The organism is Nocardioides zeae (assembly GCF_010686755.1).
GTDB lineage: Bacteria > Actinomycetota > Actinomycetes > Propionibacteriales > Nocardioidaceae > Nocardioides > Nocardioides zeae.
Window position 1 is genome coordinate 106874 of record NZ_JAAGXA010000012.1, and the last position, 14108, is coordinate 120981.

Below are 14108 nucleotides of genomic sequence, written 5' to 3' on the forward strand. Positions count from 1 at the left end.
GCACCCCGGGGAGGACCCATGCTCAGCGTCGAGGACTGCGACGAGATCCTGGCGGCCGCACTGCCCGCGTACGGCGCGGGCGACGCCCCCCGCCGGCTCCTCAGCCTGTCGGAGAACGCGACGTACCTCGTCGGGACCGGCGCCGACCGGGTCGTCGCCCGGGTGCACCGCCCGGGCTACCAGACCCCGGCCTCCATCGACGCGGAGCTGGCCTGGCTCGACCGGCTGCGGTCCTCGGGGACCGTCACCACCCACGCGGTCGTGCCGGCGCTCGACGGGCGGCGCGTCGTCAGCGTGCCGCGCCCCGACGGCGACCGGCACGTCGTCCTCTTCACCTTCGTCGTCGGCGGCACCGGGGAGGAGCGCCCCGACGCGCTGCCCACCGAGGAGCTCGGCCGCGTGACCGCGCGGATGCACCGCGACGTCACCGACTGGGAGCTCCCCGACGGCTTCACCCGCTTCCACTGGGACGCCGCCGCCTGCCTCGGTCCCGGCGCCCGCTGGGGCGACTGGGCCGCCGGCCCCGGGGTGCGTGCCACCGACCTGCCCGTGCTCGACGCGGCCGCGAGCGCCGTGCGGGCCCGGCTCGCGGCGTACGGGCAGGGGCGCGAGCGCTACGGGCTCGTGCACGCCGACCTGCGCCACGCGAACCTCATGGTCGGCGACGACGGCTCCCTGACGGTCATCGACTTCGACGACTGCGGGTTCGGGTGGTTCCTCTACGACCTGGCCACGGTGACGTCGTGGATCGAGCACGAGCCGGGGGCGCAGGCCACGGCGGCGGCGTGGCTCGCCGGCTACCTCACCGAGCGCCCCCTCACCGAGGAGGACCTCGCGATGGTGCCGACGTTCGTCATGCTCCGCCGCCTCATGCTCACCGCCTGGCTCGGCACCCACCCCGGCTCGCCGCCGGCGCTCGCCCTCGGCACGACGTACGGCGCGGGCACCGGCGACCTGGCCCGCCGCTACCTCCACGACCCCGCCTGGTTCCGGCTCCCCGTGCCGGCCGCCACCCACCGGAAGGACTGAGACCGTGTTCGACCTCTCCGACGTGAAGGTGCTCGTCACCGGCGGCTCCCGCGGCATCGGCCTCGGGATCGCGACCGTCTTCGCCCGCGCCGGGGCCGCCGTCGCGGTCACCGCCCGCGGCACCGCCGACCTCGAGGCCGCCGCCGCGACGCTCGAGGCCGCCGGCGCCCGCGCCGTCGTCACCGTGGCGGGCGACCTCGCCACGAGGGCCGGCGCCGCGGAGGTCGTCGGCACGGCGATCGCGGAGCTGGGCGGCCTCGACGTGCTCGCCGCCAACGCGGGGATCTTCCCCGAGGCCCGGCTTCGGGACATGACGGAGGAGGACCTCGCGCAGGTGCTCGCCGTCAACGTCGGCGGCACGGTGCACGCCGTGCAGGCGGCGCTCCCCGCCCTCGAGGCCTCCGGCCGCGGTCGGGTCGTGCTGACCTCGTCGATCACGGGTCCGACCACCGGCTTCCCGGGGTGGTCGCACTACGGCGCCTCGAAGGCGGCGCAGCTCGGGTTCATGCGCAGCGCCGCCCTCGAGCTCGCACCGGCGCGCATCACCGTCAACGCCGTGCTGCCCGGCAACGTGCTGACGGAGGGGCTGGCCGGTATGGGGCAGGACTACCTCGACGGCATGGCCCGCTCGATCCCGATGGGGGCGCTCGGCACGCCCGCGGACATCGGCCACGCGGTAGCGTTCCTCGCGAGCCGCGAGGCCGGCTTCGTCACGGGCCACGCCCTGGTCGTCGACGGCGGCCAGGTGCTGCCCGAGTCGCCCGACGCGGTGGCCTGACGGCCCGACCGGGCCTGACCGGGCCACGACCGGGCCACGAGCAGGGAGGACCCACGGTGGCGGAGACCGAGGGCGGCGCGGTCGCGGAGGACGTGCGCCGTCGCATCGTGCGCCTCCTCTCCTCGGGCGCGCTGCGGCCCGGCGACCGCCTCGGCACCGAGCGGGAGATGGCCGAGCGGTTCGACGTCTCCCGGTCGACCCTGCGCAGCGCCCTCGTGCCCCTGGGGCGGGCGGGGGTGCTGGAGCGCCGTACCGGCCGCGGCGGCGGCACCTTCGTGCGCGCCGGGCTCGTCGAGCGCGAGGCCGCCGAGCGGCTGGGCCTGCCCGAGCGCCTCGACGCGACGGGGCACGCGGCCGCGACCGCGCTCCTCGGGTCGGTGCTGCGTCCCGCCGGCGAGGCCGAGGCGGCCGCCCTGCGGCTCGATCCCGGGGCGACGGTCGTGGAGGTGGAGCGGGTCCGGTACGCCGACGGCCTGCCCCTCTCGCTCGACGTCGCCCGGTTCCCGTCCGCCCTGGTGCCCGACCTGCTCGCGCAGCCGTTGGAGCAGTCGCTCTACGCCCTGCTCGACGCGGTCTACGGGCTGCGGCCCGACGTGACCGAGGAGCAGGTGACCGTCGTGCGCGCCAACGAGCGGGAGGCGCGGGAGCTCGCCGTACCCACCGGCTCGCCGCTCCTCCACGTCACCCGCGTCGCGGCGACCGCGGAGGGCACCCCGTTCGAGCTGTCCGACGACCTCTTCCGGGCCGACCGGGTGCGGCTCGTCGCGCGGCGCACGTCGCGGAGCGTCGACCGCGCCGAGAGCCGGGCCGCCGACGGGGTGATCGAGATCGGGCTGGGCGCGGGGTGACCGGGCGCGGCGAGAGGCTCGGCGGCGTCGTGCTCGCCGGGGGACGCGGGTCGCGCCTCGGCGGCGTGCGGAAGGCCGACCTGCGCCACGACGGCGCGACCCTGCTCGACCGCGCCCTCGCGGCCTGCGCGGACTGCGCGGAGGTCGTGGTGGTGGGTGACCCGCCGGCCGACGGTCGCGCGGGGGTGCGGTTCGTGCGGGAGGAGCCGGCGTACGGCGGGCCCGCCAGCGCCCTGCTCGCCGGGGTCTCGGCGCTCGCGCCGGGTACGACGACGGTCCTCGCGATCGGCGTCGACATGCCCCTGCTGGACCGTGCTGCGGTGCGGCGGCTCGTGGCCGCTGCTGCGTCCGGTGCGCCGGGATCGGACGGGGCCGACGGGGCCGACGGGGCCGACGGGGCCGACGGGGCCGTGCTCGTCGACGCCGACGGACGCCGGCACCTCGCCCTCGTCGTGCGGACCGCGGCCCTGGCGCGGGTGGCGCCCCCGCCCGCGGAGCGCACCGGGATGCCGCTGCGGCGGTTGCTCGCCGGGCTCCGGCTCGGTCCGGTCGCCGCCCGCGACGGCGAGGAGGCCGACGTCGACACCTGGGACGACGCCGCGCGGCTCGGGGTGGAGCGCGGCCGGGCCTGACGACGTCAGGACCGCACGGGACGGGTCACCGGAGACGCAGCGGCAGGTCCAGGGCGTCCGCCAGCTGCTCGGGCGTCGTCGTCCCGAAGGTCTCGCGGACCACGACGCCCTCGGGCGTCAGGTCGAAGACGGCGACCTCGGTGTAGACCCGGTCGACGCACCCCACACCGGTGAGCGGGTAGGTGCACGTGGGCACCAGCTTGGGCGAGCCGTCCTTGGCGAACAGCGTCATCATGACGAACACCGACTTGGCGCCGGTGGCCAGGTCCATGGCCCCGCCGACCGCCGGGATCGCGTCGGGCGCGCCGGTGTGCCAGTTGGCCAGGTCGCCGCCCGCCGACACCTGGAAGGCCCCGAGCACGCACACGTCGAGGTGGCCGCCGCGCATCATCGCGAACGACGCCGCGCTGTCGAAGTAGGCCGCCCCGGCGAGCTCGGTGACCGGCTGCTTGCCGGCGTTGGTGAGGTCGGGGTCGACCTCGTCCGCGGCAGGCGCCGGGCCCATGTTGAGCATGCCGTTCTCGGTGTGCAGCACGACGCCGTGACCGGCGTCGAGGTGGTCGGCGACCATGGTGGGCTGGCCGATGCCGAGGTTGACGAACGACCCGGCGGGGATGTCGCGGGCCACGAGCGCGGCCATCTCGGCCTTGGAGAGCGTCATGCCGCGACCACCCTGTCCACGTAGATCGACGGCGTGACGACCGCCTCGGGGTCCAGCTCGCCGGTCTCGACGACCTGCACGACCTGGGCGACGACCGTCGTCGCGGCGGTGGCCATCACCGGTCCGAAGTTGCGCGCGGTCTTGCGGTAGACCAGGTTGCCCATCCGGTCGGCGCGGTGCGCGCCGATGAGCGCGACGTCGCCGCGCAGCGGGGCCTCGAGGACGTAGTGGCGGCCGTCGATCTCGCGGGTCTCCTTGCCGGCGGCCAGCTGCGTGCCGACGCCGGTCGGGCTGAAGAACCCGCCGATGCCGGCACCGGCCGCCCGCATCCGCTCGGCCAGCGTGCCCTGCGGCACCAGCTCGAGCTCGATCCGGCCGGCGCGGTAGAGCCCGTCGAAGACGTGGGAGTCGGCCTGGCGCGGGAAGGAGCAGATCATCTTGCGCACCCGGCCCCGCGCCAGCAGCGCGGCCAGCCCGGTGTCGCCGTTGCCGGCGTTGTTCGACACGACCGTCAGGTCGGTGGCGCCCTGGCGGATGAGGGCGTCGATGAGCTGCACCGGCATGCCCGCCATGCCGAACCCGCCGATCAGCACGACCGAGCCGTCGGCGACGTCGGCGACGGCCTCGTCGACGTCCGCGCAGATCGTGGTCATGCGACGTTCTCCACCACGACGGCCAGGCCCTGCCCGACGCCGATGCAGATCGCGGCCACGCCCCAGCGGTCACCGGACTCGCGCAGCCGCTTGGCCAGCGTGGCCACGACGCGACCGCCGGAGGCGCCGAGCGGGTGGCCGATGGCGATGGCACCGCCCTTGGCGTTGACGATCTCGGGGTCCGACATCCCCGCCTCGAGCCAGGCGTCGATGCAGGCGAGCGACTGGACGGCGAACGCCTCGTTGAGCTCGACGGCGCTGACGTCGCCCCAGCCGATGCCGGCCCGGGCCAGCGCCTGGTTCGCCGCGTCGACGGGTGCGTACCCGAACTCCTGGGGGGCCAGCGCGAACGTGCCGCGCCCGGCGATGCGGGCGAGCGGGTCGAGGCCGGGCACGGCGCCCTCGGCACCGAGGAGCAGCGCGGACGCGCCGTCGTTGAGCGGGGAGGCGTTGGCCGCGGTGATGGTGCCGTCCTCCCGGAACGACGGCCGCAGCCCGGCCAGCCCCTCCGCGGTGGAGCCGGGCCGGATCCCCTCGTCGCGCGTGTGGTCGCCGACGGGCACGACGAGGTCGTCGTAGAACCCGGCGTCCCAGGCGGCCGCCGCGAGGTTGTGCGAGCCCGCGGCGAACTCGTCCTGGCGCCGCCGGCCGATCGAGAACCGCTCGGCGAGCTGCTCGTTGGCCTCGCCGAGCGAGACGGTCCACTCGGCGGGCATGTCCTCGTTGACCAGCCGCCAGCCCAGCGTGGTCGAGACGGCGGTGACGTTGCCGGCCGGGAACGCCCGCGACGGCTTGGGGAGCACCCACGGTGCGCGGGTCATCGACTCGACGCCACCGACCAGCACGACGGAGGCGTCGCCGGACTCGATGGTGCGCGACCCCTGCATGACGGCGTCGAGCGAGGAGCCGCAGAGCCGGTTGACGGTCACGGCCGGCACCGAGACGGGCAGGCCGGCCAGCAGCACGGCCATCCGGCCGACGTTGCGGTTGTCCTCGCCCGCCTGGTTGGCGCAGCCCCAGACCACGTCGCCGACGGCGGCGGGGTCGAGACCGGGCGCGCGCTCGAGGACGGCGGTCACGGCGGCGGCGGACAGGTCGTCGGGCCGCACCTCGGCCAGGGCACCACCGAACCGTCCGAACGGTGTGCGGACGGCGGCATAGAGGAAGGCATCGGTCACACCAGCACCGTAGGTCCCGACCACCGATCACGTCCAAGAGTCAATCAGGCGTGATTGATAACCTGCAGGCATGGAACTGCGCCACCTGCGTTCGTTCACCGCCCTGGTCGAGCACCGCCACTTCGGCCGAGCCGCCGAGAGCCTCCACCTGGCCCAGCCGGCCCTGTCGCAGCAGATCAAGCAGCTGGAACGCGAGCTGGGGACGACGCTCTTCACCCGCACCACCCGTCGGGTGGAGGTCACCGAGGCCGGCGAGCGGCTGCTGCGGCACGCCCGCACCGTGCTCGCCGACGTCGACGACACCCTGGCCGACATGGCCCGGTTCGCGGCGGGCCGCGCCGGCCGGGTCTCGGTCGGCTTCGTCGGCACCGCGACGTACGACGTGCTGCCCGGCGTGGCCCGCCGGGTCCGCGAGACCCTGCCCGACGTCGAGCTCGAGCTGCGCGGCGAGGTGCTCTCCCCGGCGCTGGCCGCCGGGCTGCGCGACCGCACCTACGACCTGGCCGTGGTGCGCCCGGGTGTCGACGAGCCGTTGACGCTGCTGCCGCTGCGCACCGAGCGCCTGGTGGCCGTGCTGCCCCGCGAGCACCGGCTGGCCCACCACCGGCGCCTCGACCTGGCCCAGCTCGCGGACGAGCCGTTCGTGACCCACCCCTCGGGCCACCGTTCCTCGTTCCAGCGCACCGTGCTCGAGGCGTGCGCGGCGGCCGGGTTCACCCCCGACCCGGTGCTCGAGGTCGCCGAGACCGCGACCCTCGTGGTGTTCGTGGCCGCCGGGCTGGGCGTCGCGCTCGTGCCCGAGCCGGTGCGCAGCCTCGGCCACGAGGGCGTCGTCTACGTGCCCCTGCACCGGGCACCGACGGCCGAGCTGGCGCTCGCCCACCGACCGGGGGACCTCTCGCCCGCGGCCGGTGCCGTCGCGGCGGTGCTTCAGTCGGTGGTCTCGGCGAAGACGCCTTGAGCGATGCGGAACGCGGTGTTGGCGTCGGGCACACCGCAGTAGATCGCGGTCTGCAGCAGGCACTCCTTCACCTCGTCCTGGCTGAGCCCGTTGCGCAGCGCGGCCCGCAGGTGCATCGCGAGCTCCTCGTGGTGCCCACGGGCGACCAGCGCGGTCAGCGTGATGAGCGAGCGCTGGCGCCGGTCGAGGCCGGGACGGGTCCAGATCGAGCCCCAGGCGTACTCGGTGATGAGCTCCTGGAACTCCCGGGTCAGGTCGGTCGCGTTCGCGGTGGCCCGGTCGACGTGCTCGTCGCCGAGCACCTCGCGACGCACCGCCATGCCGTCGTCGTGCCTGCTCATGCGTGCACCCGCAATCCGTCGAGGAGGTCCGCGGTCTGGCTCACGGCCACGACGGTACGCCGCGCGAGCAGCCGCAGCGTGTCCCACTCGGCGTGCCAGGCCCCGTCGGCCCGCTCCTCCACCTGGTCGGCGGCCGCCAGGTGGAGCGTGGCCGCCAGGCCCGGCGTGGTGAGCGCGGCGCGGCGCACGAGCACCGACAGCACCGGGTTCGCCTTGTGCGGCATCGACGACGAGCCGCCGCCCCGCGCCTCGGCCAGCTCGCCCAGCCGGCTGCCCTCGAGCACGTCGCGCGCGACGTGGCCGCAGGCGTCGGTCGTGGTGACCAGCGCGTCGCCCGCCCGCGTGATCGAACGCCGCCGCGTGTGCCACGGCTCCGCGGCCGCCAGGTCGAGCGCGGCGGCGAGCCGGGCCGTGCCCGAGGTGTCGGTGCCGACCGGTCCCCCGCACTGCACGGGGAAGGTGAGGGCAGCGAGGTCCGCCCGGGCGTCGGCCAGCCCGGCGCGCCACTGCCGGAAGCGGTGGCCGAGCGTGATCTCCAGCGCGGGCTGGGTGAGGGTGCGGCCGGTCACCGTCGTCGCGCCGTGCGCCTCGACGAGCCGGTCGACGGCGTCCAGCGCACGGGCCAGGTCGGCGTCGAGCCGGGCCACGGCGTCGCGCAGCAGCAGCACGAGCGCGGTGTCGAGCACGTCCTGGCTGGTGAGGCCGCGGTGGTGCTCGGCCCCGAGCGCCGCGACGAGCGGGATGACGGCGTTGCCGCCGGACTCGACGTCCAGCGGGCCGTCGGGCACCGTCAGGTCGACGCGCGACCACGCCGACTCCACCGCGACCATCGCGGCGAGGAAGGCCCGGTCGGAGAAGACCTCGCCGGCCCGCTGGTCGCCGGGCCAGAACAGCTCGCTCATCCGCGGGGGAAGGTCAGGAAGACCGTCTCGCCGTCGCCCTGCAGGCGCACGTCGAACACGTAGCCGCCCTCGCCCTCGGTCGTCAGCAGCGTCGAGCGCCGGTCCGCGGGCAGCGCGAGCAGGAACGCGTCGTCGGCGGCGTCGGGCAGGTAGGCGCGGGTGAACAGCCGGTGCAGCAGCCCGCGGGCCAGCACCGTGATCGCGAAGAACGACGACCCCGGCCGCACGGTCGTGAACGACCACCGGCCCTCGCGGTCGGTCGACGTGCGCCCCCACCCGGTGAACCCGTAGCCCTCGCGCAGGAGCGAGCCCGGCTGCTGGACGACGCGTCCCTCCGGGTCGGTCTGCCAGAGCTCGAGGACCGCGTCGGGCACCGGGTCGCCGTCGCCGTCCAGCACGCGGCCGCCCAGGCGCACCGCGCCCGGCGCACCGAGCGGCACCAGCCGGTTGTCGTCGTCGAAGGGCAGCGCGTAGCCGAAGAACGGGCCCACGGTCTGGCCGGGCGTGGGGATCACGACTCCACCTCGTCCTCGAGCGGCGTGCGGTGGGTGCCGGTGAGCACGATGTCCCAGCGGTAGCCGGTGCTCCACTCCGGCACGGTCAGGTCGTGGTCGTACGTCGCGACCAGCCGCTCGCGCGCCGCCGGGTCGAGGATCGACTGGTAGATCGGGTCGAGCCCGAACAGGGGGTCGCCGGGGAAGTACATCTGCGTGATCAGCCGCTGCGTGAACTCGGTGCCGAACAGCGAGAAGTGGATGTGCGCCGGACGCCAGGCGTTGCGGTGGTTGCGCCACGGGTAGGGCCCGGGCTTGATCGTGGTGAAGCGGTACCAGCCGTCGGCGTCGGTCAGGCACCGGCCCATGCCGGTGAAGTTGGGGTCGAGCGGCGCCGGGTGCTGGTCGCGCTGGTGCACGTAGCGCCCGCCCGCGTTGGCCTGCCAGACCTCGACCAGCTGGCGACGCACCGGCCGCCCGTCGCCGTCGAGCACCCGCCCGGTCACGACCATCCGCTCGCCGATCGGCTCGCCGGCGTGCTGGATGGTCAGGTCGGCCTCGAGCGGGTCGACGTCGCGCTCGCCGAAGACCGGCGCCCACACCTCGAGCTCCTCGGGATCGGCCTGCACCGGCGCCTTGGTCGGGTGGCGCAGGAGGCTGGAGCGGTACGGCGCGTAGTCGAGGCGCGGCTGGGTCTCGACGACGCCGTCCGCGGCGTAGCTGTCGGCGAGGGCGGCGATCTCGTCGCTGACCTCCGCCTGGGTCAGTGCGGTCATGGCCCCGAACCTAGGCCCCCGCGCGGACCTGGGTGGCGCACGGTTTCCACTCAGCGGAAGATGGTCCCGTGGCCACCGTGACCAGTCGAGCGCTCGCCCTGCTCGCCGCCTTCGACGAGGGGCACCGTCGGCTCACCCTCACCGCGCTCGCCGCGCGCGCGGACCTCCCGATCGCCACGGCCCACCGCCTGGCCGCCGAGCTGGTCGCGTGGGGCGCGCTGGCCCGCACCTCCGACGGCGACTACGTCGTCGGTCGCCGGCTCTGGGACCTCGGCCTCCTCGCCCCGCTCAACGCCGGGCTGGTCGAGCTCGCCTCGCCCTACCTGCACGACCTCTACAGCGCGACGCTGGCCACGGCCCACCTCGCGGTGCGCGACGGTCTCGAGGTGCTCTACCTCGACCGGTTGCGCGGCACCGCCTCGGTGCCGATCGTGAGCACCGTCGGCTCGCGGCTGCCGCTGCACGCCACCGGCGTCGGCAAGGTGCTCCTCGCCCACGCGCCGACCGAGGTGCAGCAGGCGGTGCTCGGCGCGCTGACCCGCGTCACGCCGTACACGGTGACCCAGCCCGGCACCCTCCAGCGCCAGCTGGCCGCCGTGCGGCGCGACGACCACGCGACGACCGTCGAGGAGATGAGCCTGGGCGCGTGCTCGGTCGCCGTGCCGGTGCGGCGCGACGACACCGTGGTCGCCGCCCTGGGTGTCGTCGTCGCCACGCCGCGCCGCGACCGGTCGCGGTTGGTCGGCGCGCTGCAGGTCGCCGCCAACGGGATCGGCCGCGAGCTCAGCCGGACGTGAGCCCAGCCGGGGGGGCGACGTTCAGTGCTGCTGGGCCGCCAGCCGCACGTGGGTGCCGGCGCTCCCGTAGCCGTCGTAGCCGCCCTCCCGCTGGAGGAGCTCGACGTAGAAGCCGGTCGGCAGCACCTCGGTGTAGAGGTGCACGAGCTCGCCGCCGCCCGACCGGTCGTAGAACAGCCCGTGCCGGCGCAGGTCGTCGACCTCGGCGTCGGTGAGGTCGAAGCGCGCCGCGAGGTCGACGTAGTAGTTCCCGGGCACCTCGAGCAGCGGCACCCCGCGCTCGCGCAGGGCAGTGGCCGCGGCGCGCACGTCGGCGCAGGCGAACGCGACCTGGGTGACGCCGGAGCGGTCGGCGCCGGCGGCGTGCTCGACGTTGAGCACCACCCGCAGGTCGCCGGCCGACGGACGCACGGCGCGGCTGCGGAGCCGGCCCCGGGGCTCGATGAACTCCTCGACCGCGGCGGGCACCATGCCGAGCACCGTGCGCAGGAAGCCGATCTCCTCGTTCAGCCGGTCCTCGGGCACGGCGACGCCGAGGTGGTCGAGGCCGCCCCAGTCGCCGGCGGGCGGCGTGCCGGTCGGTGCGAAGTCGCCGATCCAGTCGTCGGCGCCGTCGGGGGCGCTGACGAACACGTGCAGGCCGGACGGCGAGGTGATGCCGGGCAGCTGGGCCTCGCCGGCGCCGCGGCTGCGGTCGACCTCGGGCCACAGCAACGCCCGGGCCCGGGCCGCGACGGCCGGCACGCTCGGCACGACCACGCCGAGGGCGGTGTCGGTGGGTGCCCGGTTGACCACGACCTCGGCGGCGCCGTTGCGCCACCGGGTGACCGGCTTGCTGCGGTGGCGGCCGACCTCGACGAAGCCGAGCGCGGTCAGCAGGTCCTCGTGGCCGGCCGGCACCTCGACGAACGCCGCGTCGACACGGTCGGGCAGCGGTGCGGCGCTCTCGCCGAGCTCGGACTCCAGGAAGATGAGCGAGCGGCGAGCGTCGCGTGCGGTCACCTCGGGCGGGGCCTCGCGGACGACGTCGCTGAACACCTCGAGCGACAGCGGGCCGTCGTAGCCGGCGGCCACGGTCGCCGCGACCACACCGGTGACGTCGAGACCGCCCTGGCCGGGGAAGCAGCGGAAGTGCCGGCTCCACTCGAGAAGGTCGGTGCGCAGCAGCGGGGCGTCGGCGACCTGCAGGAAGCCGATCCGGTCGCCCGGCACGCCGGCGAGCACCTCGGGGCCGTCGCCGCGGGCCAGCAGGTGGAAGGTGTCGACGGCCACGGTGACGCTCGGGTGGTCGGCACGCCGCACGACGTCCCACGACTGCGCGAACCGCGAGACGTGCCGGCCCCAGGCCAGCGCCTCGTAGGCGATCGTGACGCCGCGCTCGGCGGCCAGGTCGCCCAGCGCGGCGAGCTGCTCGGCCGACAGGTCGGGATCGTCGAGGGCGTCGGGCGAGGCGTTGGAGCAGCAGAGCACCACCGACGTGCCGAGCTGCTCCATCACGTCGAGCTTCGCCGCGAACCGCCGACGCACGGCGCCGAACCCGTCGGGCGCGACGCCCTCGACGTCGCGCACCGGTTGGAACAGCTCGACGGCCAGGCCGAGGTCGGCGCACCGCGCTGCGACCTCCCGCGGCGAGAGCGTGCTCGCGACCAGGTCGTTGTCGAACAGCTCGATGCCGTCGAAGCCGGCACCGGCCGCCGCGGCCAGCTTGTGCTCGAGCCGACCGCTGAGCGAGACCGTGGCGATGCTGTGCCGCATCAGGCGGCGCCGGTGAGCTCGGCGAAGTGGCGGGCCATCCGGGCCGCGTCGGCGGGGCGTCCGGTGAAGTGCTCGAACGCCGCGACGGCCTGACCGACCGCCATCCCGCCGCCCGGCACGACCCGGCAACCGCGGTCGCGGGCCAGGCGGACCAGCTCGGTCTCGAGCGGGAAGTAGACGACGTCGGCGACCCAGAGGTCCTCGCGCACGAGCGCCTCGTCGACCGGCAGGCCGGGGTGGCCGAGCATGCCGACCGGGGTGGCGTTGACCAGGCCGGCCGCGCCGGCGAGCGCCTGCTCGACGTCGTCGGCGCGCGAGACCCGCGCCTCGCCGTACCGCTCGGCCAGACGGACCGCGCAGGCGTCCGCACGCCCGGCGTCGGTGTCGACGATGCTCACGTGGGCGGCGCCCTGGTCGAGCAGGGCGTAGCCGACGGCGGCACCCGCTCCCCCGGCCCCGACCACCACGGCGGGGTCGCCGACGGAGGCCGGGAGCACGTCGCGGAAGGCCCGCGACCAGCCGGTCCAGTCGGTGTTGCGGCCCAGGGCGCGCCCGTCGCGGAAGACCACGGTGTTGACCGCGCCCAGGTCGGCGGCGTCGTCGGAGACCTCGTCGAGCAGCGGCAGCACCGCCTGCTTGAACGGGTGGGTGACGTTGAGCCCGTCGTAGCCCAGCCGGCGGGCCCAGGCGAGCAGCTCGGGCAGGTCGCCGGTGTCGTAGCCCAGGACGTCGGCGTCGAGGATGCGGTACGACAGGTCGAGCCCGGCGGCCGCGCCCTCGTGCTCCTGCAGGGCGGGGGTGAGGGTGGCCGAGATGCCGCGGCCGAGCAGGCCCAGGAGGTAGCGCTCGCTCATCGGGCGGCCCCCACGAGCGGACGCCGGGCGGCGCGGGTGGCGTGCTGGCCGAGGTCGCGGGTCGGCACCCGGTGGGTGTCCTTGGGGCCCGTGAGGACGGCGATCGCGGAGATCAGGCAGGCGATCGAGGCGAACGCCGCGACCCGGGGCCAGTTGTCGGCGTCGCCGGCCATCAGCGCACCGGAGATGGTCGGGGTGAAGCCGGCCAGCGCGAAGCCGAACTGCGTGCCGATGGCCATGCCGGACAGCCGCACCGACGTCGGGAAGTACTCGGCGTACGTCGCGGGCCACACGGCGTTCGTCATCGAGTAGACGACCCCGGCCAGGGCCACGCCCAGGATGAAGACCAGGACGATGTTGCCGTTCGCGATGGCGCCGAGGAACGCGGTGACCAGCACGGCGCTGCCGACCAGACCGGTGACGAAGACCGGCTTGCGGCCGATGCGGTCGGACAGCCGTGCCCACAGCGGGATCGTGCAGATCGCGACCAGGTTGGCCACGATCGCCAGCCACAGCATGGCGGTCGAGCTCAGCTCGATGCCGTAGTCCTCGCTGGTGGCGAAGTTGAGGGCGAAGACCTGGAACGTGGTGTTGACCATCGCGATGAAGGCCGCCAGGAAGACCCGGACCACGGAGGCCCAGTGGTCGCGGAACAGCTCGTTCAGCGGGGGCCGGGGTGCCTTCGGCTGGTCGTCGAACTCCGGGGTCTCGTCGAGCGAGCGGCGGATGACGTAGCCCGCGACCAGGAGGAGCGCGCTCAGCCAGAACGGGATGCGCCACCCCCAGGAGAGCAGCTGGTCCTCCGGCAGGATCGCGGCGAGCGGCAGGAACACCGCCGGGGCGAGCACCTGTCCGCCCTGGGTCCCGCTGAGGGTGAAGCTGGTGAAGAAGCCGCGGCGGTCGTCGGGCGCGTGCTCGAAGCTCATCGCGTTGGCGCCGGCCTGCTCGCCGGCGGCCGAGAGGCCCTGGAGCAGCCGCAGCAGCACCAGCAGGGCCGGCGCGAGCAGCCCGGCCTGTCCGTAGGTCGGCAGGCAGCCGATGAGGAACGTCGAGACGCCCATCAGGAGCAGCGTGCCGACCATGATCACCTTGCGGCCCACCCGGTCGCCGATGTGGCCCATGAGGAACGAGCCGAACGGCCGGGCGACGTAGGCGACGCCGAAGGTGGCCAACGAGCCGATGGTCGCGGCGTGGGTGTTGCCCTCGGGGAAGAAGACCTTGGGGAAGACCAGCGCGGCGGCCGTGCCGTAGATCGCGAGGTCGTAGTACTCCAGCGCGCTGCCGCTCCACGCGGCGACGGCGGCCTTGCCGGGGGTGCGTCGACGCTCCACCACGGTGGCGGTCGGTGCGGACATCGGGGTCCTCCTCGTGCGGTGTGACGCCCGTCATGGCGCCGGTACGCGAGGACGCTAGGAGTGGCCCTCGTCACGTGGCAAGCGTTTGCCATTT

General features: G+C 75.2%; 16 protein-coding genes. 6 read left to right on the forward strand and 10 right to left on the reverse strand.

Annotation, left to right across the window (positions count from 1 at the left end):
• The first annotated feature begins 18 nt into the window (after window positions 1-18).
• From G3T38_RS16480 to mobA, 4 genes are read left to right on the forward strand one after another with little or no spacing between them, the layout of a single operon-like run.
• The gene (locus tag G3T38_RS16480; RefSeq protein ID WP_163773408.1) at window positions 19-1029 is read left to right on the forward strand and encodes a phosphotransferase enzyme family protein; all 1011 of its coding nucleotides are present in this window, start codon (window positions 19-21) and stop codon (window positions 1027-1029) included.
• Between the two features lie 4 nt (window positions 1030-1033).
• Window positions 1034-1807, forward strand: coding sequence for a 3-oxoacyl-ACP reductase FabG (gene fabG, locus G3T38_RS16485; RefSeq protein ID WP_163773409.1), 774 nt, complete (start codon window positions 1034-1036; stop codon window positions 1805-1807).
• Between the two features lie 56 nt (window positions 1808-1863).
• Window positions 1864-2655 (forward strand): UTRA domain-containing protein, encoded by a 792-nt coding sequence (locus tag G3T38_RS16490; protein WP_163773410.1) that lies wholly within the window; start codon window positions 1864-1866, stop codon window positions 2653-2655.
• Complete coding sequence (gene mobA / locus G3T38_RS16495; protein ID WP_163773411.1) at window positions 2652-3287, forward strand: NTP transferase domain-containing protein; 636 nt, start codon at window positions 2652-2654, stop codon at window positions 3285-3287. Before G3T38_RS16490 ends, mobA begins: the two co-directional genes overlap by 4 nt.
• A gap of 25 nt (window positions 3288-3312) precedes the next feature.
• Here mobA and G3T38_RS16500 read toward each other — a convergent pair whose 3' ends face one another.
• Genes G3T38_RS16500 through G3T38_RS16510 form a run of 3 tightly spaced genes read right to left on the reverse strand, consistent with a single transcriptional unit; the run spans window position 3313 to window position 5779 of the window.
• Complete coding sequence (locus tag G3T38_RS16500) at window positions 3313-3948, reverse strand: 3-oxoacid CoA-transferase subunit B (protein WP_163773412.1); 636 nt, start codon at window positions 3946-3948, stop codon at window positions 3313-3315.
• Window positions 3945-4601: a 3-oxoacid CoA-transferase subunit A gene (locus G3T38_RS16505; protein ID WP_163773413.1), complete on the reverse strand. Its 657-nt coding sequence runs from the start codon at window positions 4599-4601 to the stop codon at window positions 3945-3947. The genes G3T38_RS16500 and G3T38_RS16505 overlap by 4 nt, the downstream gene beginning before the upstream one ends.
• Window positions 4598-5779 (reverse strand): acetyl-CoA C-acyltransferase, encoded by a 1182-nt coding sequence (locus G3T38_RS16510; RefSeq protein WP_163773414.1) that lies wholly within the window; start codon window positions 5777-5779, stop codon window positions 4598-4600. The genes G3T38_RS16505 and G3T38_RS16510 overlap by 4 nt, the downstream gene beginning before the upstream one ends.
• 70 nt (window positions 5780-5849) lie before the next feature.
• On the opposite strand from G3T38_RS16510, the gene G3T38_RS16515 reads away from it, so the two are divergent.
• Window positions 5850-6740 carry a LysR family transcriptional regulator gene (locus tag G3T38_RS16515; protein WP_163773415.1) on the forward strand — a complete coding sequence of 297 codons (891 nt, stop codon included), beginning with the start codon at window positions 5850-5852 and terminating at the stop codon, window positions 6738-6740.
• Here G3T38_RS16515 and pcaC read toward each other — a convergent pair.
• Genes pcaC through pcaH form a run of 4 tightly spaced genes read right to left on the reverse strand, consistent with a single transcriptional unit; the run spans window position 6710 to window position 9253 of the window.
• Window positions 6710-7081: a 4-carboxymuconolactone decarboxylase gene (pcaC, locus tag G3T38_RS16520; protein ID WP_163773416.1), complete on the reverse strand. Its 372-nt coding sequence runs from the start codon at window positions 7079-7081 to the stop codon at window positions 6710-6712. The genes G3T38_RS16515 and pcaC overlap by 31 nt on opposite strands.
• Window positions 7078-7983: a lyase family protein gene (locus G3T38_RS16525; RefSeq protein WP_163773417.1), complete on the reverse strand. Its 906-nt coding sequence runs from the start codon at window positions 7981-7983 to the stop codon at window positions 7078-7080. The genes pcaC and G3T38_RS16525 overlap by 4 nt, the downstream gene beginning before the upstream one ends.
• On the reverse strand, window positions 7980-8498 hold the full coding sequence (gene pcaG / locus G3T38_RS16530) for a protocatechuate 3,4-dioxygenase subunit alpha (protein WP_163773418.1): 519 nt from the start codon (window positions 8496-8498) through the stop codon (window positions 7980-7982). Before pcaG ends, G3T38_RS16525 begins: the two co-directional genes overlap by 4 nt.
• Window positions 8495-9253, reverse strand: coding sequence for a protocatechuate 3,4-dioxygenase subunit beta (pcaH, locus tag G3T38_RS16535; protein ID WP_163773419.1), 759 nt, complete (start codon window positions 9251-9253; stop codon window positions 8495-8497). Before pcaH ends, pcaG begins: the two co-directional genes overlap by 4 nt.
• A 68-nt stretch (window positions 9254-9321) precedes the next feature.
• Here pcaH and G3T38_RS22790 point away from each other — a divergent pair, with 68 nt between their 5' ends.
• Window positions 9322-10050: an IclR family transcriptional regulator gene (locus G3T38_RS22790; RefSeq protein ID WP_338037717.1), complete on the forward strand. Its 729-nt coding sequence runs from the start codon at window positions 9322-9324 to the stop codon at window positions 10048-10050.
• Between the two features lie 21 nt (window positions 10051-10071).
• On the opposite strand, the gene G3T38_RS16545 is transcribed toward G3T38_RS22790, so the two are convergent.
• The 3 genes from G3T38_RS16545 to G3T38_RS16555 are packed head-to-tail and all read right to left on the reverse strand — an operon-like array spanning window position 10072 to window position 14014.
• Window positions 10072-11805 carry a sugar phosphate isomerase/epimerase and 4-hydroxyphenylpyruvate domain-containing protein gene (locus G3T38_RS16545; protein WP_163773421.1) on the reverse strand — a complete coding sequence of 578 codons (1734 nt, stop codon included), beginning with the start codon at window positions 11803-11805 and terminating at the stop codon, window positions 10072-10074.
• The gene (locus G3T38_RS16550; protein ID WP_163773422.1) at window positions 11805-12659 is read right to left on the reverse strand and encodes a shikimate dehydrogenase; all 855 of its coding nucleotides are present in this window, start codon (window positions 12657-12659) and stop codon (window positions 11805-11807) included. The genes G3T38_RS16545 and G3T38_RS16550 overlap by 1 nt, the downstream gene beginning before the upstream one ends.
• Window positions 12656-14014, reverse strand: coding sequence for an MFS transporter (locus G3T38_RS16555; RefSeq protein ID WP_163773423.1), 1359 nt, complete (start codon window positions 14012-14014; stop codon window positions 12656-12658). Before G3T38_RS16555 ends, G3T38_RS16550 begins: the two co-directional genes overlap by 4 nt.
• Window positions 14015-14108: the final 94 nt, after the last annotated feature.

Bases quoted from the DNA above. Each gene is read 5' to 3' on its own strand.
- G3T38_RS16480 (WP_163773408.1), top strand. From the start codon at position 19: ATGCTCAGCGTCGAGGACTGCGACGAGATCCTGGCGGCCGCACTGCCC.
- G3T38_RS16500 (WP_163773412.1), bottom strand. From the start codon at position 3,948: ATGACGCTCTCCAAGGCCGAGATGGCCGCGCTCGTGGCCCGCGACATC.
- G3T38_RS16505 (WP_163773413.1), bottom strand. From the start codon at position 4,601: ATGACCACGATCTGCGCGGACGTCGACGAGGCCGTCGCCGACGTCGCC.
- G3T38_RS16515 (WP_163773415.1), top strand. From the start codon at position 5,850: ATGGAACTGCGCCACCTGCGTTCGTTCACCGCCCTGGTCGAGCACCGC.
- pcaC (WP_163773416.1), bottom strand. From the start codon at position 7,081: ATGAGCAGGCACGACGACGGCATGGCGGTGCGTCGCGAGGTGCTCGGC.
- G3T38_RS16525 (WP_163773417.1), bottom strand. From the start codon at position 7,983: ATGAGCGAGCTGTTCTGGCCCGGCGACCAGCGGGCCGGCGAGGTCTTC.
- pcaH (WP_163773419.1), bottom strand. From the start codon at position 9,253: ATGACCGCACTGACCCAGGCGGAGGTCAGCGACGAGATCGCCGCCCTC.
- G3T38_RS16545 (WP_163773421.1), bottom strand. From the start codon at position 11,805: ATGCGGCACAGCATCGCCACGGTCTCGCTCAGCGGTCGGCTCGAGCAC.
- G3T38_RS16550 (WP_163773422.1), bottom strand. From the start codon at position 12,659: ATGAGCGAGCGCTACCTCCTGGGCCTGCTCGGCCGCGGCATCTCGGCC.
- G3T38_RS16555 (WP_163773423.1), bottom strand. From the start codon at position 14,014: ATGTCCGCACCGACCGCCACCGTGGTGGAGCGTCGACGCACCCCCGGC.